Source organism: Carboxylicivirga taeanensis (assembly GCF_051851475.1).
Classification (GTDB): Bacteria; Bacteroidota; Bacteroidia; order Bacteroidales; family Marinilabiliaceae; genus Carboxylicivirga; species Carboxylicivirga taeanensis.
The window spans coordinates 47,954-72,164 of the sequence record NZ_JBPUSJ010000003.1; the positions used below are offsets into that span (position 1 = coordinate 47,954).

The 24,211-nt window shown below is 42.3% G+C and carries 21 protein-coding genes; 18 read left to right on the forward strand and 3 right to left on the reverse strand.

What is annotated here, in order from left to right:
• The first annotated feature begins 144 nt into the window (after window positions 1-144).
• The 5 genes from ACSX1H_RS05575 (at window position 145) to ACSX1H_RS05595 (ending at window position 7,847) form a co-directional block, all read left to right on the forward strand.
• Window positions 145-3,219, forward strand: a complete 3,075-nt coding sequence (locus tag ACSX1H_RS05575; protein ID WP_439182802.1) for a protein O-mannosyl-transferase family — start codon at window positions 145-147, stop codon at window positions 3,217-3,219.
• A gap of 3 nt (window positions 3,220-3,222) precedes the next feature.
• On the forward strand, window positions 3,223-3,843 hold the full coding sequence (locus ACSX1H_RS05580) for a polysaccharide deacetylase family protein (RefSeq protein ID WP_439182803.1): 621 nt from the start codon (window positions 3,223-3,225) through the stop codon (window positions 3,841-3,843).
• 93 nt (window positions 3,844-3,936) lie between these two features.
• Window positions 3,937-5,205 (forward strand): phosphoribosylamine--glycine ligase, encoded by a 1,269-nt coding sequence (gene purD / locus ACSX1H_RS05585; RefSeq protein ID WP_439182804.1) that lies wholly within the window; start codon window positions 3,937-3,939, stop codon window positions 5,203-5,205.
• Between the two features lie 5 nt (window positions 5,206-5,210).
• Window positions 5,211-6,191, forward strand: coding sequence for a hypothetical protein (locus ACSX1H_RS05590; protein ID WP_439182805.1), 981 nt, complete (start codon window positions 5,211-5,213; stop codon window positions 6,189-6,191).
• 6 nt (window positions 6,192-6,197) lie between these two features.
• The gene (locus ACSX1H_RS05595; protein WP_439182806.1) at window positions 6,198-7,847 is read left to right on the forward strand and encodes a carbamoyltransferase C-terminal domain-containing protein; all 1,650 of its coding nucleotides are present in this window, start codon (window positions 6,198-6,200) and stop codon (window positions 7,845-7,847) included.
• Here ACSX1H_RS05595 and ACSX1H_RS05600 read toward each other — a convergent pair.
• The 3 genes from ACSX1H_RS05600 to ACSX1H_RS05610 form a co-directional block, all read right to left on the reverse strand.
• Window positions 7,842-10,946 (reverse strand): PAS domain-containing hybrid sensor histidine kinase/response regulator, encoded by a 3,105-nt coding sequence (locus tag ACSX1H_RS05600; protein WP_439182807.1) that lies wholly within the window; start codon window positions 10,944-10,946, stop codon window positions 7,842-7,844. The two genes, ACSX1H_RS05595 and ACSX1H_RS05600, sit on opposite strands and share 6 nt — an antisense overlap.
• A gap of 39 nt (window positions 10,947-10,985) precedes the next feature.
• A complete protein-coding gene (locus ACSX1H_RS05605; protein ID WP_439182808.1) occupies window positions 10,986-11,807 on the reverse strand; it encodes a substrate-binding domain-containing protein in 822 nt (273 codons plus the stop codon).
• 90 nt (window positions 11,808-11,897) lie between these two features.
• On the reverse strand, window positions 11,898-12,968 hold the full coding sequence (locus ACSX1H_RS05610) for a lysylphosphatidylglycerol synthase transmembrane domain-containing protein (protein ID WP_439182809.1): 1,071 nt from the start codon (window positions 12,966-12,968) through the stop codon (window positions 11,898-11,900).
• Window positions 12,969-13,122: 154 nt separating this feature from the next.
• Between ACSX1H_RS05610 and ACSX1H_RS05615 the strand changes: the two genes are divergently transcribed.
• The 13 genes from ACSX1H_RS05615 (at window position 13,123) to ACSX1H_RS05675 (ending at window position 23,752) form a co-directional block, all read left to right on the forward strand.
• Window positions 13,123-13,317, forward strand: a complete 195-nt coding sequence (locus ACSX1H_RS05615; RefSeq protein ID WP_439182810.1) for a DUF1289 domain-containing protein — start codon at window positions 13,123-13,125, stop codon at window positions 13,315-13,317.
• A gap of 11 nt (window positions 13,318-13,328) precedes the next feature.
• The gene (locus tag ACSX1H_RS05620; RefSeq protein ID WP_439182811.1) at window positions 13,329-13,814 is read left to right on the forward strand and encodes a DUF7004 family protein; all 486 of its coding nucleotides are present in this window, start codon (window positions 13,329-13,331) and stop codon (window positions 13,812-13,814) included.
• 190 nt (window positions 13,815-14,004) lie between these two features.
• A complete protein-coding gene (locus ACSX1H_RS05625) occupies window positions 14,005-14,673 on the forward strand; it encodes a murein L,D-transpeptidase catalytic domain family protein (RefSeq protein ID WP_439182813.1) in 669 nt (222 codons plus the stop codon).
• A gap of 39 nt (window positions 14,674-14,712) precedes the next feature.
• The gene (locus ACSX1H_RS05630) at window positions 14,713-16,380 is read left to right on the forward strand and encodes a L,D-transpeptidase family protein (RefSeq protein WP_439182815.1); all 1,668 of its coding nucleotides are present in this window, start codon (window positions 14,713-14,715) and stop codon (window positions 16,378-16,380) included.
• Window positions 16,381-16,548: 168 nt separating this feature from the next.
• Entirely contained in the window at window positions 16,549-17,052 is a 504-nt protein-coding gene (locus tag ACSX1H_RS05635; RefSeq protein ID WP_439182817.1) for a MarR family winged helix-turn-helix transcriptional regulator, read from the forward strand.
• A 112-nt stretch (window positions 17,053-17,164) separates the two neighbouring features.
• A complete protein-coding gene (gene kamA / locus ACSX1H_RS05640) occupies window positions 17,165-18,478 on the forward strand; it encodes a lysine 2,3-aminomutase (protein WP_439182818.1) in 1,314 nt (437 codons plus the stop codon).
• The gene (ablB, locus tag ACSX1H_RS05645; RefSeq protein WP_439182819.1) at window positions 18,444-19,301 is read left to right on the forward strand and encodes a putative beta-lysine N-acetyltransferase; all 858 of its coding nucleotides are present in this window, start codon (window positions 18,444-18,446) and stop codon (window positions 19,299-19,301) included. Before kamA ends, ablB begins: the two co-directional genes overlap by 35 nt.
• 10 nt (window positions 19,302-19,311) lie before the next feature.
• Window positions 19,312-19,482, forward strand: a complete 171-nt coding sequence (locus ACSX1H_RS05650) for a hypothetical protein (RefSeq protein ID WP_439182820.1) — start codon at window positions 19,312-19,314, stop codon at window positions 19,480-19,482.
• 12 nt (window positions 19,483-19,494) lie between these two features.
• Entirely contained in the window at window positions 19,495-19,722 is a 228-nt protein-coding gene (locus tag ACSX1H_RS05655) for a hypothetical protein (protein ID WP_439182822.1), read from the forward strand.
• A gap of 232 nt (window positions 19,723-19,954) precedes the next feature.
• Entirely contained in the window at window positions 19,955-21,388 is a 1,434-nt protein-coding gene (locus tag ACSX1H_RS05660) for a sodium:solute symporter family protein (protein WP_439182823.1), read from the forward strand.
• A 211-nt stretch (window positions 21,389-21,599) separates the two neighbouring features.
• Window positions 21,600-22,058, forward strand: a complete 459-nt coding sequence (locus ACSX1H_RS05665) for a GNAT family N-acetyltransferase (RefSeq protein ID WP_439182824.1) — start codon at window positions 21,600-21,602, stop codon at window positions 22,056-22,058.
• A 1-nt stretch (window position 22,059) separates the two neighbouring features.
• Window positions 22,060-23,133, forward strand: a complete 1,074-nt coding sequence (locus tag ACSX1H_RS05670; RefSeq protein ID WP_439182825.1) for an alanine racemase — start codon at window positions 22,060-22,062, stop codon at window positions 23,131-23,133.
• 7 nt (window positions 23,134-23,140) lie between these two features.
• The gene (locus ACSX1H_RS05675; RefSeq protein WP_439182826.1) at window positions 23,141-23,752 is read left to right on the forward strand and encodes a MarC family protein; all 612 of its coding nucleotides are present in this window, start codon (window positions 23,141-23,143) and stop codon (window positions 23,750-23,752) included.
• Window positions 23,753-24,211 lie beyond the last annotated feature (459 nt).

Genomic DNA, 24,211 nt, shown 5'->3' on the forward strand with positions numbered 1-24,211 from the left:
AATTTATTAAGGTGTTGTCAATTACCATTATTGCAATATTGTAAAGGCCAAACAAACAAAAAATTGTATTTTTGGAACTTGTCTGAGCAACTGACATATTTTGCGATCTAACAAAAGACTCTATCTTACTGAAATTAAGTAATTATGAAGCAATATACGCGATTAAACCTAATACTCGGCTGGCTCACTTTTTTTATCTCGGCCACCGTTTATACAATGACTATTGAGCCGACAGCCTCATTCTGGGACTGCGGTGAATTCATTTCTACCTCCTATAAACTGCTGGTAGGTCACCCTCCCGGTGCTCCCTTTTTCATGATCATGGGTCGCTTTTTCTCCCTGTTTGCTCCTGATCCCTCGTCGGTTGCTTTTATGATAAACATGATGTCAGCACTGGCCAGTGCATTGACTATTATGTTCCTGTTCTGGACCATAACCCATCTGGCTAAAAAGATATTTATTACTGAAGAAGAACCTCCAATCTGGCGCACCTGGTCGGTAATGGGCGCCGGTTTAGTGGGCGCCTTGGCCTACACCTTCTCTGATACCTTCTGGTTTTCAGCAGTCGAAGGCGAAGTGTATGCCATGTCATCGCTATTTACAGCGGTAGTTTTTTGGGCCATTCTTAAATGGGAAAATGTAGCGGGACAAGCCTACTCCAACCGTTGGTTAATACTGATCGCCTACCTGATGGGCTTATCAATTGGAGTTCACCTGCTAAACCTACTGGCCATCCCGGCTATAGTAATGGTATACTACTTCAATATGTTTGAAGTAAACCGAAAAAACACCATCAAAGCCTTGGCGATTTCCGCGGTAATTCTTGGTGGCATTCTTTACGGAATTATTCCTGGCGTAGTAAAAGTAGCCAGCTGGTTTGAACTGGCATTTGTGAATGGTTTTGGGCTGCCCTTTAACTCAGGAGCCATTTTCTACATGATACTCTTGGTAGTTGTGCTGGTTGCCGGCATTCTCATCACCTATAAAAAGCGAATGGTGATTGCCAATACAATCATACTGGCAGTAACAGTTATAATGATTGGTTACTCTTCGTTTGCAATGATTGTAATCCGCTCGTTTGCCAATCCGCCAATGGACCAGAACTCACCGGAAGATGTGTTCTCACTCATGTCCTACCTCAACCGCGAGCAATATGGTGACCGCCCACTCTTTTTCGGACAGAACTACAACTCACCGTTGGACCGCGAAGCCATGCGCAATCAGGAAGGTGCCCCTGTGCGCATTAAAAAAGACGGAGAATACAAAACCGTTGATCACCGTCCGGAGTATGTGTTTGATACACGCACCACTACCATGTTTCCACGCATGTATAGCCGCGAAGGACGACATGTCAACGAATACAAGAAATGGACAAACCTGAAGGGTAAAAGAGTGACCGTAGAAGATGAAACCGGACGCCCAGGCACTCTAATGGTACCTACCATGTGGGAGAATTTTAAGTTTTTCTGGAACTACCAGGTTAACCATATGTATGTCCGTTACTTTATGTGGAACTTTGCAGGCCGTCAGAACGATATTCAGGGCAATGGAGAAATACATAAAGGCAACTGGATATCGGGCATCAAAGTTTTGGACGAAGCGCGTTTGGGTAAAGAAGAATTATTACCCGACCTCTACAAAAACAACCCGGCCCGCAATAAATACTACATGCTGCCCCTCATTTTGGGACTGGCCGGACTCTTTTTTCAGTTCAATGCCGGCAAAAACGGCAAGCAAGGTTTTTGGATTGTATCACTGCTGTTCTTTTTAACCGGATTAGCCATTGTGCTTTACCTGAACCAAACCCCTCTGCAACCGCGTGAGCGCGACTATGCATATGCCGGCTCATTCTACGCCTTCGCCATATGGATTGGTTTAGGAGTGCTGGCCATTGTGGATGGGATTAAACGTTTTGTGCCTGGCTCGGTAGCAGCCAGTTTAGCCACCGGATTATCCTTAGTATTGGTGCCGGGCATCATGGCAAACGAAAACTGGGATGATCATGATCGCTCTGAGAGATACATTGCGCGCGATTTGGCACACAACTACCTCAACAGCTGTGCGCCCAATGCCATTTTGTTTACCAACGGCGACAATGATACATTCCCGCTGTGGTACGCTCAGGAAGTGGAAGGCATTCGCACCGATGTGCGGGTATGTAACCTTAGCTACCTGCAAACAGACTGGTACATCGACCAGATGAAACGTAAAGCTTACAAGTCCGATCCAATGCCTTTCTCTTTGAATCACGACCAGTACGTTACAGGCAGTCGCGATGTGGTCTACCTTTTGGATAGAATAAAAGGAGCTGTTGACCTGAAAGAAGCCATCAAATTTGTAGCCAGTGATAATCCCAAAACCAAGCAGGTGCCTGAATATGCCGGGTACATCGAATACCTGCCTTCTAAGCAGTTTAGCCTGCCTGCTGACAGTTTAAAGGTGCTTCAGCGTGGCATTGTATCGGAAGATGCCGCTCACCTGATTACGAAAAAAGTGGATATCAATCTGCAAAAAGACATGATCCTTAAAAATGAATTAATGATTCTGGATCTGCTTTCAAATAACGATTGGGAACGCCCTATTTACTTTGCTGTAACTGTAGGCGCAGATAACTACGTGAGTCTGGAAGATTACTTCCAGCTGGAAGGGTTTGCCTACCAGGTGGTGCCTATAAAAACGGTAACCAACGACGGACAATACGGTCGTGTGGATACCGAGCGAATGTACCAGCACGTAATGGAGGATTTTAAATGGGGAGGCTTTGATAACCCTAATGTTTACCTGGATGAAAACCACCAGCGCATGGCTACCAATATCCGTAATAACCTGTCGCGCCTGGCCACATCGTTAATCGATGAAGGCAAGAAAGATAAGGCCCTCAACGTACTTGATAAGAGCATGGAAGTATTGAGTGGTGAACGAGTACCACACAACTACTTCAGTATTTTTCTGGCCGAAGGCTATTTCCGTATTGGCGAAGATGCAAAAGGAGATGACATTTTAAAAGAACTGGCCAGCGACCGCCTGAAAGAGATGGAATATTTTAATTCCCTGCCAGCCTATAAACGCGCATCAGCAGGGCGTGATCCGGAAACAGCAATGGCCATCTACATGGAGCTAGTCAAAATGGCACAGAAATATAACCGTGAGGACTTGATGAAGCTCCTTGAAAAAGATTATGAGAAGAACCTGACACGTATGGGCTTCTTCAATGAATAGACCATGAATTGGAAAGTTCAGCCACCAGCAGCTGTCAGAGCCTTATTTCCCCACACCTTGTGGCGGGGCCAAAGAACGGATAAAACGCTCTACCTTACCTTCGACGATGGGCCGGTAGAGAAAGAAACCAACTGGGTGATGGAGCTGCTGGAGCAATACAATATTGAAGCCACCTTCTTTTGTGTGGGTGAAAATGCACACAAAAACAGTGGGTTGCTTCAGGAACTCATCCAAAAAGGACATAGCGTGGGCAACCATGCTTATAACCATTTGCCGGCGTGGAAATGTTCACGGGAGGCGTACTTTAACAATATTGCGAAGGCTCGGCCACATATTCCAGGGGAACTATTTCGTCCGCCACACGGACAGCTCTATCCCTGGTATATGAAAGAACTGAAGCAGCAATTTAAGCACATTGTGATGTGGGATGTCTTATCGATGGACTATGATAACCGCCTGTCACCGCAAGAGGTGCTCAACAATGTGCTACAATACACTCGCAATGGCTCTATCCTGGTTTTTCACGATTCGAAAAAAGCCTGGAAACGGCTCCATTACGCGTTACCCGCTGCTTTGGACCATCTGTTAAAGGAAGGGTATTGCTTTAAAAAGCTGGAAATGTAGAAGGCTTGAAACTTGTTTGATTAACAGAAACATTAACACAATAACCAGGGTATGGACAACCGTTTTCTATATTCTGACACTAATTAATGCAACATGAACATTTTACTTTTAGGCTCTGGAGGACGTGAGCATGCGCTGGCTTGGAAAATGGCTCAAAGTGAGAGATTAACACAACTCTTTATTGCACCAGGAAACGCCGGCACTGCCCTGGTGGGAACAAATGTTAACATCAACCCAAATGATTTTGAGGCAATCAAAACATTTGTGATGGACAAAAACATTAACTTGATTGTGGTAGGGCCCGAAGAACCATTGGTAAGGGGCATTAAAGATTTCGTATTAAACGACCAACAAATAGCACATGTGCCGGTAATTGGTCCGGGTAAAGAAGGTGCTCAATTGGAGGGCAGCAAAGAATTTGCCAAGGCGTTTATGATGCGTCACAACATCCCTACAGCAGCCTATTTATCAGTAACGCAATCAAATCTTGATGAAGGCATCGCGTTCCTCAAAACACTTAAAGCACCTTATGTACTTAAAGCCGACGGACTGGCAGCTGGTAAAGGGGTGTTAATTCTGGATGATTTGGCTGAAGCAGAAGCTGAACTGAAAGAAATGCTAAGCGGTAAATTTGGTGATGCATCCAGCACGGTTGTAATCGAAGAGTTTTTAAGTGGTATAGAACTGTCGGTATTTGTATTGACCGATGGCCATGGATATGTAGTATTGCCCGAGGCAAAAGACTATAAGCGCATTGGTGAAGGCGATACAGGCCTTAATACTGGTGGTATGGGAGCTGTATCTCCAGTTCCGTTTGCCGATGAAACATTTATGAAAAAGGTTCATGAACGCATTGTGCTGCCAACTGTGGAAGGCCTGAAAAAAGACAATATCCCGTATAAAGGCTTTGTTTTTATTGGCTTAATGAGTGTGGAAGGAGAACCATTTGTGATCGAATACAACGTGCGCATGGGCGATCCTGAAACCGAAGTGGTAGTACCACGTATCAAATCAGATTTAGTCGAATTATTTGAAGCAGTTGCAGCAGGTGAGCTCCGCAAGAAAACCATTGAGGTGGATGAGCGCAGTGCTACAACAGTTATGTGTGTGTCTGGTGGCTACCCGGGTTCTTATGAAAAAGGCAAAGTAATCAGCGGCCTTGATGCCATTACTGAAGGACTGGTTTTTCATGCCGGAACAGCTCAAAAAGATGGCGAAGTAGTTACAGCAGGAGGCCGGGTGATTGCCCTTACCGCCTACGGAACTAACAAAGATGAAGCCTTAAAACAATCTTTCAAAAACGCACAAACCATCAATTACGAAGGAAAATATTTCCGTTCGGATATTGGATTTGACCTTTAATTATTATGCTTTTTAGAACGCTTAACAGAAACGACATTGTTGCCCTGGCCCTGATGCCTTTATTGCTCATTGGCTTTTGGGTCAATTCCCTTTTGTTTGACCAGTCACCCAGTTTTCCATACGACCATAACCCAATGCCGCTATGGGATTTGGTGATTAGTGTTCTAAAAAGCAAACATTTGCTTGCATCGGTTATCAGCCTGCTGATTGCACTGATAATGATTTTTAGTGTCAACCGGGTTGTTAACCGCTATAGTTTATTTAACGGACAAACGAATCTGCCGGGGTTTATCTACATGCTGATGGTAAGTGGCTACCTGATGGCTCAAAAGCTGCATCCCGTATGGTTTTTCACACCATTATTCATGCTGGCCATTGAGCGTTTATTTAGTGCTGCCGGACAGCGAAAAGCCATGACCTGGTGTTTTGAGGCCTCCTTCTTTTTATCCTTGGGGACTTTATTCTATGCCAAGGGAATTTATTTTGTGCCCTTTCTGTGGATGATCATGTTCATACTTCGCTTAATGACGATGCGCTGTTTAATAGCGTCGCTATTAGGTGTAGCCTTGCCTTACCTGTTTTCGTTTGCCTATTACTTTTGGTTTAATAAGGCCGGTTGGTTTATGGAGACAATTTTTGAAAACTTCATTTCACCCATTGCCTTTTTTGATCACTCCATATACTCTCAGATCTATAATGGCTTTGTCATATTTCTGGTGTTTATATCTATTTTATCAGTTGTGCGCATCCTGCCTGCCATAAAAATCATCACACGCAAGCACTTCCGAATTTTTATCTGGCTAATTGTTCTGTGTGTTGTAGCCGCCATCACTCCTTATTACTCTTTGGAGGTGATGCCTGTTTGGGCCATTGGTACATCCATTGTTGTAGGGCGCTTTCTGTCGCTGATAAAAAGACGCTTTATACAGGAGTTATTTCTTTTTATACTGGTGGCCATTACCATTGCCGGTCAATTTCTTATTTAGCAACTAATGAATGCCTCAAAGCCTACTTTAGCCATATACGGGATACAAGACCGCATTAACAGTGACACCCCATTTTATGTGCACGATCATGCTGTAACACTAATGAGCGAGGGCCGTGTACTGAAACACCTGACACTGGAGCGTTTAACACGACGGAAACACGATAACAGGCTGCACGAACAACTTTACCAGCTGCTAAAAGAGGCCGGCTTATTAAAAAGCACCGACTACGATTTGGTTTTTGTTGACAATGTGGTGGGCCGAAGCTTTATATCCAGTTGTGGACGCTTTCGATTCGAAGCGCCATTGAACGAGGGCTTAGCCGTTCATCCAGAAAAAGGTCGCTGCTGGTGGCTCGATAAAGAAAAGGAAGCCTATGCTATAAATCACGAGCTGGCTCACGTGGGCGCCTGCCTGCCCTTTTATGGAGCCTATAAAAACGATAGCCTACTTGTACATTTTGATGGTGGTGGCAGTCTGAGTAATTTCTCTGCATTTTCTTACCATAACCATCAGCTGCAGCCAATTGAGCACCATTGGAATTTCAGATACCTATCGGGCCTTTTTAACGCCAATGCTTTGGTATTTGGCATTATTGGTGCAAAATTTAAGGAGCAAAACAGCGTGCCCGGCAAAATGATGGGGCTGGCTGCATTCGGCACCTATCAAAAAGATCTCGAAAGCTGGCTGGTTACCAATGATTACTTTGCTGATATCTGGCACTCGAAGAAACGGTTTTTCGAAGCCGCCAAAGCAGATTTCAACATCTCCCTGCAACACCTGAGTGAGCACAACTCCTTTTTACAAGACATTGTAGCCACCATGCAAGGCATTTTCCAGCGGGAACTGTTCACCAAACTTCAGCAGCTACAGCAGCAAGGCGCCTACAAGCACCTCTATTATTCGGGAGGTTCGGCCCTTAACATTGTAGCTAACACACAAATCGTCGATAGCGGATTATTTGAAGACGTGTTTATTCCTCCCTGCACCGAGGACAGTGGACTCGCACTGGGAGCCGCCGCTCTTTGTGAGTGGAATAAGCATAAGCAAATCAATTTCCACTCGCCTTACCTCAATAACTGGCAGCTGGAAAGCAATGCATGCAATTTTAATCGTGCAGATATTGAGGCTTGTGCCCAGGCCCTTGTGCAAAACAAGGTAGTGGCCGTATGTAACAATGCGGCTGAGATTGGCCCAAGAGCCTTAGGCAACCGTTCAATATTGGCATTGGCTAACTCAAAAAAACTGGCTGACAAAGTGAGTATAACCCACAAAAAAAGAGAGTGGTACCGCCCGGTAGCGCCAGTTATGCTCGAAAAAAATGCCAGCTATTTTACGGAACGTTCATCCGTGCATCATCTGGCCAAATACATGCTGCTCGACTTTAAAATTGCTCCCGATAAGCAAAAAGAGATCGAAGGCGTTGTTCATGTGGATGGCACTTCCAGAATTCAAACCATCAGCGAAAAAGACAACGCCTACATGCATGCCTTACTCAGCCATCTGGACGATAAATATGGCATAAAGGCCCTTATAAATACGTCATTTAACGTACGAGGCGAACCCATTGTGCATACAACGAAAGGTGCCATGCGCTCGGCTAAAAACATGCATTTAGACGCTGTTGTACTAAACGGAAAATTGGTAGAGTTATAACCATTTGACGATGATATTCTCCAGGTCATCCATTTTTACAGGTTTTCCAATATAGTCGTTCATACCTGCCTCAATGCATACTTCGCGGTCTCCTTTAAGAGCGTTGGCCGTCATGGCTATGATAGGCAAATCCACCTTTTCTTCACGTAACTTACGCGTAGCATCCAAACCATTTAACACCGGCATTTGCACATCCATAAATACAAGGTCAATTTTTCCCTTCTCCTGGCCGGTTAGGATATCCACTGCCTCCTGCCCGTTGTTGGCTATACTGGTCAGCAAGCCTAATCGCGACAGCATCTTTTGAGCGATTTTTTGATTGATAATATTATCCTCTACCAACAAAATCTGCTTATTCTTGATGCGCTCTTTTAACTCAGCAACCTGGGCTTCGGCTGAACTTATCTCATTCTTACCTTCTACCAACAGTTTTTCAATAGCACTAAACAAATCGGCATGCTTAACCGGTTTCTGCAGCACCGTATCAACCCCTTTAAAGCCATCTGAAGTTTTCCACCTGTTTTCGGATGAGAAGAGGATGATTTTAATGCCTTTTTGCTTCTTTTTTACCAGCTTCAGAAAATTGTCATCCGCCTTACTGAATACGTGGCTGTCAATGATCATCAAGTTAAACTCCGAATGCTCTTCCAGCATGCTCAAGGCCGATTTTTCGTCGTTAACTGTATCGGATTTTATTTGCCAGTTATTAAGGGTTTTCTTCAGCAACAGCAGGTTCGTCTTATGGTTATCAACAATCAGCGTATTGATATGGTCAAACTGATCCGTGTTAATATCCATGCTTTTGTGGTTCTTATCGATAACAAAAGGCAGCGTAAAGTGAAACACCGAACCCGGATTTTCTTTCGACCACATAAAATTTGGGTTGGGGCTCTCTACCCATATTTTTCCACCCATTAGTTCAACCAACATTTTTGAGATGCTGGTCCCCAGCCCTGTTCCTCCAAACTTGCGGGTTGTGGAGCCATCAGCCTGCGTAAAGGACTCGAATATTTTTTCGAGCTTGTTTTTCGGAATCCCAATGCCGGAGTCTTCCACCGAAAAATGCAGCATCAGGTTGGTACCTTTTTGCTGTTCTATTTCAACCTTCAGCACCACTTCTCCCTCTGCTGTAAACTTAACAGCATTCCCCATCAGGTTTACCAACACCTGTATGAGACGACTTTCATCGCCAATCAATACCGGTGGAATCGTATCTTCCACATCGTGCAATATTTCTATCCCTTTCTCTAAGGAGCGAAACGACATCTGATCCATCAGGTAATCTACCGTTGAACGCAGATTAAAAGCGTAAGACTCAATCTTCATCTTCCCGGCTTCAATCTTTGAGAAATCAAGAATATCATTGATGATATTGAGCAGGTTATCGCAAGAGCGGCCAATTATTGATACCACATTCTTTTGCTCTTTACTCATCCGGGTTTTTCCCAATAGCTCTGTCGCTCCAATAATGCCATTCATTGGAGTCCTGATCTCATGACTCATATTGGCCAGAAATTCAGATTTCGCTTTATTGGATTCGGCCTCTTTCTTTTGAATCTCTTTTTGAGCACTAATATCCATAAAGGCTTCGAGAAATACCTCTTTTTGATCCAGAGATATCGGGATAATATTCTTCAGAATCTCGCGGGAAATGTTATTCTCTTTTAACTCCAGACGCTCTTCCAGTGAGGCCACTATCACGCCCGTTTGCTCATCCTTATACTCTTCTCTCTTACTGGTAAAAAACAGCTGATCGTAAGATGTATTGGTCAGGTGGTTTAATGCTTCATCGCTATTAGCAAAGCCCATAATTTTAGAGGCCGTTTTATTAATTTGGATAATCTGCTTATCCTTATCCACAATCATTACACCAACAGGCAGATTATCAGTAATGGTGGATAAAGCCTTATTTGATTCCTTGAGCGATTCCGTTAATAATTTTTTCTCGGTGGTATCCTCTTTAATGGCCACATAATTGGAAATGGTGTTATCCTTACTGAGAACTGGTGATATCAACACTTTCTCCCAAAAAATACTGCCATCTTCCTTTTTACTGGATATTTCTCCTTGCCAAACTTTTCCTTCCTGGATGGTCTGCCACAGCATACTGGCCAGTTCATTCTTGTCATTTTGTATCTGGAAAAAGTTCGCCTGTCCGCTCTCTAAATCACTTTTCGAGAAGCCTTCCAAGGATTTAAATCCTTTGTTTACATACTCCACATTCCCCTGCGTATCAGTAATCATAATGGAAATTGGACTTTGCTCTACGGCCTGAATTAATTTCTTATTGTTCTCCTCTGCCTTTTTGCGGTAGAGAATAACGTTTCTGATTTGTGAGAAAAGAAAGTAGGAAAGAAAAATAACAAATAAGGTAAACAAAATAAGCGATGTATACTTGAGCTTATTGTAGCGGCTTAGAATATTAATTGCACGGTTGTTGAGGCTGACCAGTCGCTTATTAATTTCATAGGCAATGGTGTTTTCAATTTCTAGCATCCGATCAAACTCGGGGTCAGCACCCTTTATTAGTTGGGCCACATTACCCTTTAAATGCTCATTTTCGCCACCATGAACGGTTATGTTTTTCAATACCTGATCGGAAATACGTGCCGCCTGGTTATACAGGTCATCAATTATAGGAACCAGATCACTTACTTCGGATATACTTCCGGTAAACTCATCTTCGAAGTACTGAATACGAATAGTGATGGAATCTTTAGAATAGTCCTTAACGGGCCTCACGTCTTCAATCACACCTCCCTGATCAATAACCTTAAGAATGGCCTTACTTTTGTTGGTGAGAGCTTCAATATCGGCATCATTGTTTTCGAGCGCTTTTACCAGGTTAATGGAAGCATATGATTTAAAAGCTAAATTCAGTTTTAACAAACTGTGATTCAGCATACTCTCCAATTTCAGAAGTTTTTCCTGATTTTCAATTGCACTCCTGTATTTTGAACTATATGAGCGATCAAAATAATTTTCAATCGTTAAAATGGTAGCAATTGTTAAAAGAAATATAGCCAACAACAAGTATAACTTGTTAATAATAGGCTCTTTAAAGTAGGATAACTTAATTTGTTTACTGCTCTTACTCACAAATAGGAATTTCTCTAAAAATAGAATTTTAGAAGTAATTTAAAAAATAATAGTGGGTCTTTTCGTAAAACCATAACGACTTAAGGTGGACTCCGTCAATTCCTGTGCTGCCAGATGCAGAAAGGCTCTGGCCATTAAGGGTTCAGTCGTGCACGAAATTACGGCTGCATACATTGGTATCGCATTATTATAGGGCGACTGAGGCGCAATAACTTCAATATGCTCTTTATTCCCATTAATCTGCAGATTACTTTGCCAGTTAAGAGCAACATCTGCCTGGTCACCTTTCAGCACATTAACCAGCCCTTTTGAGTCCGATGTTAAAGACACAACACTTTCAAGCACTTTATCGTAAGCATTTTGTTTCTCGAGAAACAGCTTGGTTTCAAACCCCAACGAGCTGGTTTCCGGATTGGCAATTACCACGGCATACTTACCTTTACGCATGAGCGGAGCGATGGTCCCGTTAAACACCTTCGGATTCCCTTTTTTTACCATATAAACCAAATGATTATAACCCAAAAACAATGAATCAACCAAATGATAGCCTGTATTTTGTTCAAATTGACTAAAGCTTGCCGATGAAGAGGGAATATAAATATCGCCCTTAGCGGCATAATTAATTATCCCCATCAGGTTTTTAGAACAGTCGTTTTGAATAATCACCTTGCAATCATATTGCTGTTCAAACAAGTTCTTCAGGTCGACAACCATGTTAAGCATGGTATTTTCGCAGTAGATAACCAGTTCCCGGGGCGATTCATTAAGCTTCTTCTTATCCTTTGCCCGCTGTTGCTGACAGCCAGCAGAAATAAGCAACAAGCTTATGATAAGCGCGAGAACATACTTGACAAAGGACATAGCTATTTATTTAATGATAAGCAAGTTACGGAATACCCTTGTTCAGGGACAGTCTTTCATCACTAAAAACAACTAGTTTGTCAAATAGAATTAATTATTAATGAAGTGTTTCCGGATCCATTTGGGCACTACAAAGGCGCCAATCACCAAATAAGGATAGTAGCTGACCAAACGCCACATAAAAGCCATTGCCATGCCTGTACCAACAGGAATCATGTTTGCTAAAAACTCTTTAAATACCCACTCGGCAAAGCCACTGCCTCCGGGCGTTGGGCTCACCAACATCATGATCCACATCACCAGCTGCTTACCAAAAATCAGGATGTGATCATCCCAGCCTAGGAGATGAATACCGAAAAAACCCAGGATGAGGGAGTTAACGATCCAATAACGGGCTGTCCAGCTCAAGGCTGTTGCTGCAAATGCTTTTAACCAGTTGGAAAACGGCCAACGCTTAAACTCATCAGAGGTGGCAATTAAATCAGAACCAGACTCGTTGGCCTGCGGCCTCCACCGTTTGATAATTGGCAGTTTGAAAATCCAAAGCAAAAGCCACTTTAACCCACGCGGATTGAAGAATAGTCCATAGCTAATTACCACCGTGTAAGCCAGTTTTAAAAAGTACCCAACCAGTGCAAACATAAAAAACTGGTTTTTATACCATGGCAGGCCTTCCATCATACTATCCCCAAAGGCAAAAATATCTGTTCGCCCAATAAACAGCAGAATCAGGGGAAAAGTGATAATAAAATAGAGCTCATCAAGAAAGGAGGTCACCATAACAACAGCTGTACTCCGCCCCAACTTTACGCCCTCTTTATTAATAAAGAATATAGCAACACTTGTGCCACCAATGGCAGACGGCGTTACAGCCGAGGTAAACTCCCAAAGCATAATGGTATTAAATGCCTTTCGCCAGCTGAGCTGATTATTGGTTAGTAAGCGAATCCGGATCATGTAACCTAAATCACGGACGGCCATCATTAAAAACGAAATAAAAAACCAGAAAAGGGATTGTATAGTAAACTGAAAATGGTCCAAAACGGTTGGATCAAACTCCTGATACAGAAAATAGGCGGTCACCCCTAAACCTATCAAAATAGGGAAGGTAATTCGACCGGGCCGGATGCTTTTAAGTACTTTGCCAGAATTATCAGTCATAGAGTGTAAAGTTATGCTAATCCATTCAGCCTATGAAACCTCAACAAGTAAAAATAGTGCTGTCTCTAATATTTTATACATTTTTAAAGTTTTCACTTGTTAAATTAAACTTAAAATGCGTCCTGTGCGTTATTGAACAAACAATTAAAAAAACATGAAAGAGATACAATCACCTTGCATTAGCGTGTGTCAGTATGATAGCAAAGGCATTTGCTTCGGATGCCGAAGAACCGTTGATGAAGCCGGTAAGTGGTCAACACTGAGCAATGAAGAAAAAGAAAACATTATTAAAGAATTATCACTCAGGAAAAATGTTGCTGGTGAAGAACCAACCATTTTTCTTAGGTAAAAGAGTGCAGCATGGCGATACTAGTCAAATCTCTGAAAAACAATCGGAAAGTAGTTTTTGACAGGGGTAAATTTGATGAGTGGTGTGTCTTTCTTGTCGATGAAACGAGCCAAACAGCTCCACTGGATATTGAGTATTTTACGCAGCTTAAGCTACTCAGCTATCGGTATCCACAAGGAAAAATATACAATGACTTTTTGGTATTGTACCGCCTGGCACAAAAAGAACCTGACAACACAGCTGCCACTGTTATCGACCAGCTGGCACAAAACTACAAATGGAACGATGCGCTACTGATTGAACAATGGCTAACTGTGCTTTATGCCGGCATGGTAGCTGAAGAAAATAAAAAGAATGCCATTTTGAAAAAACGCATCAAACGCCTTGGCATGTATCAGCTATTTTTCCTGAATTTTAGTGCTGAAGAAGCGGCTTCATTCAGCAAAAACAAAACATGGAGAGAGCTCGATAAACACATGCAGACGCTTGGGTTTTGAGTGAGTGACTTCTGCATTTAAATCGCGACTTTCCTCCCCTGTTTTATAACACCCCAACAAAGCCTAGATTTATATTTATCAATGCATTAGGCCATCCGTCTTATTCTTTTTATATCTTTGGCCCTGTAAGTTTCAAATGAAAGATTTTGATTATCATTTAGTGGTTGATTTGAAGAGTTGAAAAATGATCATGACTTTCCTAATTTTTTTTCTGTCCTTAAAAGGATGGGCTGGCGAACCCGTTAAACCTGTTGACAAGACAGTGGAGCCAGTAAATAGTACTTTCTCCATTTATCAGGAGCTTAGCAACGCTGATTTGCGGCCTGAAGTTTTTGAACAAGCCTACCAAGGCTGGCTGCAACTAAAAGATTCGATAAAATTCGGGAAAAATATTATTTCGGTGGTTGATTTCAGCAAACCATCAACAGAGAAACGCTTCTTTGTAATTGATATTGACAAGCAAACGATCATCTATCAAAACTATGTAGCCCATGGCAAAAACAGTGGCCTGCTGAATGCTGAAAAATTCTCCAACGTTGCCAATAGCCTCCAAAGCAGCTTAGGCTACTTTAAAACGGGTGAGACCTATTACGGAAAGCATGGTCTGTCATTAAAACTAGATGGCCTGCAAAAAGGCATTAACGATCTCGCCAGAGAAAGGCACATTGTTATTCATAAAGCAAGCTATGCTGAAGAAGCATTTATCAAACAGCACGGGCGATTAGGAAGAAGTTTTGGTTGCCCGGCCATTCCTTCTGCCAACTACCAGTACGTTATCGACGCAATAAAAAACGGCACACTTCTGTTTATCTATCACCCCAAATTATCATCGGTCAAAAGCACATCGATCTTCAGCTGATTTTTTGGTAAATTACTACCTCCATTAAAAGAGTGTGGTATGAGGCTGGCAGTGTTAGGCATAATAATAATAGTAATATGTGAGCTTCAGCTGTCTCCATTCAACTGGCCGATGCCTTTACAGGCGGTGCCAGGCGGCAAACACCCAGCCCAAACACTGCCGGTCGACTCATTTATTGCGCGACTGATACATCAGCTCGATACACATGAACAACTAACCCTTGCCGGTCATAAGCTATTCAGCAATCCGCTTATAAAAACTCTTTACATAGAAAACAGCTATGCCCCTATTTGGCTGAGTCGACACAACCAACTGGAGTTAGTACAGATTCTTGAGGACGCCTCTTATGACGGCTTAACTCCCAATGACTATCACCATGACATTATTGCGAACTACATTGCGGATCCCATACCCCAACCCGAGCATCCCGGCAGCTACAGGGCGTTCATGGACCTGCTGATGACTGATGCCGCACTGAGTTATACGCACCATCTCACACACGGCAAAGTCAATCAAAATGATACCACCATCAATTGGGACTACAGCCTGCAACCAACGCCGGATAAAAACCATTTTAACCTAAAAACAGCACTGCAAAGATTCCACCTGCGAGCCAGTATTGACAGCACACGCTCTCAGTTAGGCATTTACAAAGGCTTAAAGCAATTACTAATTCATTACAACGCGGCAGTACATACCAATACGTCACCTCCATTTTTGAGCTATCCGCCTACCGCGCTAAAAAAAGGAGATTCCTTGCCAGATGTTGCCCTGCTAAAGGAGCGCCTGCTAATGGATGATTACCCAATAACCTCCAAAAATGACCTATTTGACGAAGAACTAAAGCAAGCTTTAGTGAGTTACCAACTGCATAACGGCCTGCCGGCAGATGGAATAGCAAATCAAACCACTTATACTGCTCTTAACGTATCGGCACAAGAAAAAATCGACAGATTAAGATCCAACCTGGAACGAGTCCGCTGGCTGGATAACAGCGTCCCCGATACTTTTATTCTCATCAACATAGCCAGTTACACCCTGCAACTGATAGAGTCTGATAGTGTGAAGTTTAGCTGCCATGTAATTGTTGGCACGAAACACACGCCTACCCCGGTTTTCTCCTCTTATATAAGATATATTGTACTTAATCCAACCTGGTATATCCCGCACTCAATAGCCACTAATGAAATATTGCCGGCCTTAAAAACAGACAGCCTTTACCTTCAAAAGAGAAACATGGTACTAATGCAAGGCGCAAAAGAGGTCGATCCTTCAAAAACAGACTTCAGTGTATACACCGCATCGAACTTTCCATATACAATTTTGCAAAAGCCAGGCCCCAATAATGCCTTAGGGCAGATTAAATTCATTTTGCCCAACAAATACTCGGTATATCTGCACGATACTCCAACGAAATCACTCTTTGGTGAAAGCAGCCGGGCCTTTAGTCATGGCTGTATTCGGGTTGAGAAACCCATAGTTTTGGCCGAATTACTTTTAAAAGAGCAAGGCTACACCCGGCAGTCTATTGAGGACTATTTAAAAGATAAACAATCTAAAACCATTGTATTGAACAACGGAGTGCCTACACTAATTATTTACCTAACCTGCGATGCCACTCCTCATGCCACTCCATACTTTTTTAATGATGTATACCAGCTGGACAAAAAATTGGTGCGCCAGCTCAATCGCAAACGCGAGCAATAGCTTCAACACAAACAATCTCTTCTAATAGAACACACCGTATCCCTTACATGGCGCTTAAGTAGGCGAGCATACACAAATAATCCATCCTTACATTTAAAGCCGCAAACTCCCTCTTTACCAATAAAACACTTACCTTTAAGCCCTCAAGGTAAAATTAAAGTTCATCAAATGGATACACAAGAAATCTTAATTAAGATAAGAAAGATCGTTCGTTCAATTGATATTGAATCGAAGAAGATACAGAAAGAATACGGCGTAAGCATTCCTCAGGTTCTGTGCCTTAACTTTCTTAAGTCATCGCCTAACTATCAGGCCACACAGAGTGATATTCGCAAGTTTGTCAACCTCAACTCCAGCACCGTGAGCGGCATTATCAACCGCCTTGAAAAGAAAGGCTACCTGGCCCGCCTGCCCAAAGCCGGAGACAAGCGCGTTGCCAACATTGTACTAACCTCTTCGGGTGATGAATTACTCAAACTGATTCCTCCATTGCTACACGAACAATTATCTACACAATTACAAGGTTTAGATAACGAACAATTAGTACTATTAGAAAAAGGTTTGGACACTTTAGTTTCTATATTAGATATTGAGCAGGTTGACGCCTCTCCAATAATCATGCTAAAGATTGATAGTGAACACCAAAACGAACAGGATACCCGTTACGAATAATCCTCAATAAACGTCATATAAACCATTAATACAAGGGTTACAGCAAACTTATATTAGGCAGTTTCATGTTTTTTATATATTTTTGTTCGCATAGAAACAATCCCGAAGATTAATGGTTTATAATGAAATTCAACAAGAAATTGCAAATAGAATTGAGACAAGTAGTAAAGCTAATAACTGGAAAGACTGGAGATGGCAACTAAAAAACTCCATCCAAAGTATTGAAAAGTTTGAGTACCTAACCGGTATAAAATTTACTTCCGACGAACGGTTAGACCTGGAAAAAACTTTTGACAAGTTCCCTCTCTCAATTACACCGTATTACCTTTCATTAATTAACAAAGACAACTTCAGGAACGACCCTGTATTCAAGCAGGCATTTGGCGGAATAGACGAGCTGTCAATATTGAGCTCTGACATGGCAGACCCGCTCTGCGAAGACAAAGACAGTCCTGTGGAAGGCATTACCCATCGCTATCCCGACAGGGTGTTGTTCCATGTGAGCAATATGTGCGCCATGTACTGCCGCCACTGCACCCGCAAGCGCAAAGTGGGCGATACCGATTATGTTCCTTCAACAAGCCAACTGGAGAAAGGCATTGAATACATTGCCAATAACAAGCAGGTGCGTGATGTATTGCTTTCAGGCGGTGACCCACTAATGCTTCCTGATAGCAAAATAGACTGGCTCCTATCGGAAATTAAGAAAATTTCACATGTTGAGATAATTCGTATAGGAACTAGAATGCCGGTTGTACTGCCCTACCGCATTACGGATAATCTGGTAAGTGTATTAAAAAAGCACCATCCGCTATGGATAAATACTCACTTCAACCACCCCAACGAGATCACAGAATCGTCAAAAGAAGCCTTGGCTAAATTAGCAGACGGAGGTATTCCTTTGGGGAACCAATCTGTTCTCCTGGCGAATGTAAACGACTGTCCTAAAGTCATGCAGTCACTGCTGCATCAGCTGGTGCAAAATCGCGTGCGTCCGTATTATCTGTATCAATGCGATTTATCCGAAGGGCTCTCCCACTTCAGAACCCCTGTTGGCAAAGGCATCGAAATTATGGAAAGCCTAGTTGGTCATACCAGTGGTTTTGCCCGTCCTACCTATGTTATTGATGCTCCCGGAGGCGGTGGTAAAATACCGGTGATGCCTAACTATATCATATCATGGTCGACCAATAAAGTAATTCTTCGCAATTACGAGGGGGTTATAACTACCTATAAAGAACCCGACAATTACAAGCAACGAAAATGCGACAGCCAATGCAACGATTGTGACCTTAACCCTGAATACAATAAAAATACAGAGTCAGAAAGCATTGGTATCGAACAACTTTTATCTGACTCATCAAGTGTAATTTCCTTAATACCAGAAAACAATGAACGCGTACAAAGAAGAGATGATAATCAATGATGTAATCGAAAGTGTTGGCAACGGTTCTTTGATTCAACATGGTAAACACAACGATCGCATCTACCTGATGAAGATGCATAAGAAGGATGCCTTAACACTTCCTGGCGAATTAATAGAACTGGCTCAGGAGGCCGACTACACAAAGATTTTTTGCAAAATCCCGAAATGGGCAGCGCCTTTATTTTATTCACATGGCTTCATCCTTGAAGCCTCCATTCCTCGATTTTACAACAGCCAAGAGGATGTGTTTTTTGTGTCGAAATTTCTTAACACACAGCGCCAGCTCAATGTTGAAAAAGAAAAACTCAACGATCTGGGACAGTTGCTGTACATCAAAAGAAATGATAAGCCATCGGCCACCTCCCGCTATGTTATCCGTCCGCTTGGCATCAAGGATGTGAATATGATCGCAACTATTTACGATAATATTTTTGCCACCTACCCGTTCCCAATTCAGGAAGAAAGCTACCTGATCGAAGCCATGCAAAACGATGTATTTTATTATGGTGCTGAGTACAACGGTAAGATTGTTGCTGTAGCTTCGGCCGAAGTAGATCCTAAGGGAGGCAATGCAGAAATGACTGATTTTGCCACGCTAAAAGCACATCAGGGCAACCGACTGGCCAGCTTAATACTGCAAACCATGGAGTGGGAAATGAAAAAGCAAGGCATTAACTCACTGTACACAATTGCCAGGCTCAACTCCATCCCAATGAACAAAACATTTTTAAGGGCCAACTACCAGTATGGTGGTACACTCATAAAAAACACCAACATTGCGGGCAAGATTGAAAGCATGAACATCCTGTATAAACACCTATAAAAAAAGCATCATGGCACAAAACTTATTATGTCCTCTAGCCGCCAACTGCGATATATACCTTGGCAAAAAAGCTGAGCTGGAGCCGCCTCTGAAGATCTATCAGAATGTATTCTGCAGAAGAGGCATAAAAGGCTGGAGCAACTGTAAGTATTACAACGAAACAAAGACGTCAACTCAATAATACATAGCTGTTATGAATAACGTACAAACTATTAAACTCGAAACTTTAAATAATCAGAAAGAAAAAGAGATTCTGGCACTCCTTAGTAAAAATAAGGAGTGCATTTATGGCGAAATCATTAGACAGACCAACCTCTCTTACAGCAAAGGAAAAGAACTTATATTCTCCCTTATCTCAAGAGGCTATATTCAATACAAAGGCCGGACAACCAAACTCGAATTAGCAGTTGAAGTCTTGTGAGACCGCTCAGCCTTTGCGACTTATCTTTAAAATTCCAAGTAACTACCCACTTGGTAAAACGGAGTGCACTGTTAACAAGCTTGACGTGGCAGGCAAATCCTATGCGAATCAGTAGGCTTTATCGCCAAGCATTTTATAAGGTGGCTCTCCCGGCAACATTTTGCATCAACTCCAACCATAAAACGTTGGATTGCCTGCTAAACAAATCAACCGTTACAAAACCTTATTATCCATGCACATAATCGATTTAATTATTTTTTTCGTTTATCTGGTAGCCATGCTTGGCGTTGGATTTTTCTTTATGCTCCGCAACAAAACGCCTGACGACTATTACGTAGGCGGAAGAAAATTAAACGCTACACACATCGGCTTATCAGTGGTTGCTACCGATGTTGGTGGTGGTTTTTCCATTGGTTTGGGTGGATTGGGATTTACAATGGGCCTTTCAGGCAGCTGGCTTTTATTTACCGGACTTATAGGCGCGTGGCTGAGTGCCGTTTTATTGATCCCAAAAGTTTCAAAATTGGCTCGCGAAAGAAATTTTTTAACCTTCCCCCAGTTTCTCGAAAGCGCCTTTAACAAGAAAGTGGCCTTGTTTGCCGGTATCATATCAGCCATTGGCTACATCGGTTTCTCGTCATCACAAATACTGGCCGGTGCAAAGCTGGCATCGTCTACCTTCCCCGCCCTCTCAATTGAAACAGCCTTGCTGGTTATGGGCACAATAGCCGTTGTATACACCGTTTTAGGCGGTTTAAAAGCAGTTATCTACACCGACACTATTCAATGGATTATTTTAATGGGTGGCCTGCTTTTTATAGCCCTCCCGTTTGCCTATTACAAAATAGGCGGCATCGAAACAATAAGAGCCACACTAGATCCAGACTTCCTAAGCCTTACTGCAGTATCGTGGTCGCAAATTGTTAACTGGATGTTTACCATTGTGCCCATTTGGTTTATTGGCATGACTTTGTACCAACGCATTTATGCGGCCAAGGATACAAAAACAGCTCAACGGGGCTGGTTAATTGCGGGCTTGTTCGAATACCCGCTAATGGCATTTTTAGGCGTAACACTAGGTATGTTTGCACGGGTTGCCCTGGAAAGTGACGTAATAACCAACTACACCCTTTCTGAGATGGATGCTGAAATGGGCCTACCTATCCTTTTGCGCACCATTCTGCCGGCCGGACTCATGGGAATAGTCCTATCCGCCTACTTCTCTGCCATCATGTCTACTGCCGACAGCTGTTTGATGGCCGCCTCGGGGAACGTCCTGACGGATGTGTTCAACCTGCATAAATCCAAGAATAACCTGCGCTATTCACAACTTATCACTCTGATAATTGGGGTGCTGGCCCTGTTTATTGCCCTCAAGGTAAGCAGCGTGCTTGACCTCATGCTTCACTCTTACTCGTTTATGGTCTCAGGCATGATTATTCCGGTATTAGTTGCCCTGTTTGCAAAACGGCCTAACCCCAATGCTGCCATGGCCGCAATGATTATTGGAGGCATCACCACGCTAACTCTAATTATCTTTGAGGTGAAATTAATATTTGGATTAGACGCAAATATTGCCGGTATTGCAGCCTCAGCCATCACCTATTTTTCCGAAGATTTCATTAGCCGCTTACAACGAAATGATTCAATCATTAAAAATAACTAAGCACTAAACACACAGCTATGAATGATCGGTTTAATTTAATAAGATACTATAGCAATAAGAGGAAAGAGCAGCAGCGAACGTCCAAAAAAACACAGACATCATTAAACAAAAGCAGGCGTGTATTTTTTTTATCTAAACTCACTGAAAAAATCAAACGCTTTCTTTTAAAAGAAATATAACAACAATCAACAATAACTTAAATTTTACAACCATGCTTGAAATACACAAGTACACATCCAACGACGACTTTAAAACCATTACCAGAGATGAATACGTCGATTTTTTATTCACTCACCTCGGTGAATATGGCGACCCCAAAGCCGACATCAATAAATGCCTCGACTATGCCTTCTCAACCGAAAAAAGTGAAGGCGGATTTGCATTAGCTGCATTCCATGAGAATCGACTGGTTGGCGCACTCGTTATGAACCACACTGGCATGAGCGGCTACATCCCTGATAATATTTTGGTATATGTAGCCGTTGACAAGCAGTACCGCGGAAAAGGATTTGGCCAGCAAATTATTGAAACAGCCTTTTCACACTGCAAAGGAGACATCAAACTACACGTAGAATACGACAATCCGGCTAAACGCCTCTATGAGCGCATCGGCTTTCAATCTAAATATGCTGAAATGAGATTCACTAATTCGTTTAACAACACGAAGTAATATGGCTTTTATCACACTAGACGTAGATAAGTTAAAAAAGAATTTTAACTATCTGAATAAGATATTTAAGAGCAACGACATTCAGTGGTCGGTAGTATCCAAACTGCTTTGTGGCAACCGCGATTATTTAAAGGTACTGCACGACCTGGGCATAAAAAGCTTCTGCGATTCGCGAATTTCCAACCTTAAAATGATAAAGCAGCTCAATCCCGATGTGGAAACCATTTACATCAAACCACCGGCCAAACGAGCGGTTGCCAGCGTTGTCAAATACGCCTCTATCAGTTTAAATACAGAGATAGACACCATCCGTCTGCTATCTGAAGAAGCAGTGAAGCAAAAAACAGTGCACAAAATAATCATAATGATTGAGTTGGGTGAACTGCGAGAAGGAGTAATGGGCGACCACTTTATGAACTTTTATAAACAGGTGTTTCAACTTAAAAACATTGAAGTGGTTGGCATCGGCACCAACCTCTCCTGCCTCTATGGCGTTTTACCCAACCACGACAAGCTCATACAACTTTGCCTGTACGAACAATTGATAGAAGCACGCTTCAACAAGCACATCCAATTTGTTTCCGGTGGTTCATCAGTTACCATTCCGCTCATATTCCAGAAGCTATTACCAAAGGGAATTAACCATTTTCGCGTGGGCGAAACCCTATTCCTGGGTACCGATGTGTACAATAACACACCGTACAAAAAAATGCATTCAGACGTATTTAGGCTGTACTCAGAAATTATTGAACTGGGAGAAAAACCACTGGTTCCGATGGGCGAAATGGGCCTTAATGTAGAAGGCCATGAAGTGGAGTTTGATGATAAACAAATTGGACAAACATCGATACGGGCCATTCTCGACCTCGGCCTTCTGGATGTAGACGAAGAACATATCACACCTGTTGATGAGCAAATCAGTTTTGTAGGTGCCAGCTCAGACATGCTGGTAATAGACCTGAAGGAGAACACTCAAAACTACAAAGTTGGCGACCTCGTTGAGTTTAAAATGGATTACATGGGTGTTCTCCGAATTATTAATTCAAAATACATCGATAAACGAATAAAACAGTAAAATAATAATGGAAGAATTTGTGCACTCAGTACTTTTACTACTAGTACTGCTAAATCCTTTTCTTTTAATCGTTTACCTAATAGACATAGTAAAAAAGAAAACAAAACACCTATTTGTTAGAATACTGTTTAGAGCAGGAGTAATCAGCTTTGTTGCTTTCTCCTGCTTCGCCATTTTGGGCGATAGCATCTTTAGCAGTGTGTTCAATGCCCAAATGGCATCCTTTCAGATATTTGGCGGGGTTGTTTTCTTACTAACCGGCATCCAGTTCGTATTTAAGGGGAACGCGTCCATAGAGTCGCTACGAGGCGAGTCTAAACACATAGCCGGTGCCATTGCCATGCCAATTTTCATTGGCCCAGGCACCATAAGCTATAGTGTTATTATTGGCGAACGCCTTGATAAGCCCATGGCATTGCTGGCCATAGCTACTGCCATCCTGCTGTGTATTTCAATTATTATTCTTTTAAAGCTGGTTCACGATCGCATCCAAACAAAAAAAGAAGAATTAATCGAACAGTACATCGATATAGCAGGAAGGGTAATAGCCCTCTTGCTGGGAACCGTTTCAATTGAACTCATTATGTCCGGTCTAACCTTCTGGCTTAAAAATTCATAAAGTATTATACAGCAGACAATGCCAAATGTGTTCGCATAGAACACATTTGGAAATCTCAACTAAAGTGGCTACTTTCGCGCCCTCATTATTCGTCAAACCTATTAGTTTAAGTCGCTTGTGGCATCTAATCACATTAAAAGACAAAGACTAATCGACCCATTGACTTAGAACAGGGAAATAGTATGCATAAGAGTGATGTTGTTGGAAGGTGCAGTTGAAAATTTGAAGAAAACGCTCTATTCTTGCTTTTCTAATTCTAACTGCCGAGTGCATCAAAGCCACTTTAGTTGAGATAAAAACATTTAAATACACTCAATCTAATTATTAGCGCATTACATTCTAAATAATGCCAATAATTAGAGCTCAATTACCTAATAATTCAACACCACTCCCAAACCCAAACCATACTGCATATTATTTCTGTTCGACCTAGTTTCGACATACCAAAGGCATTTTTCA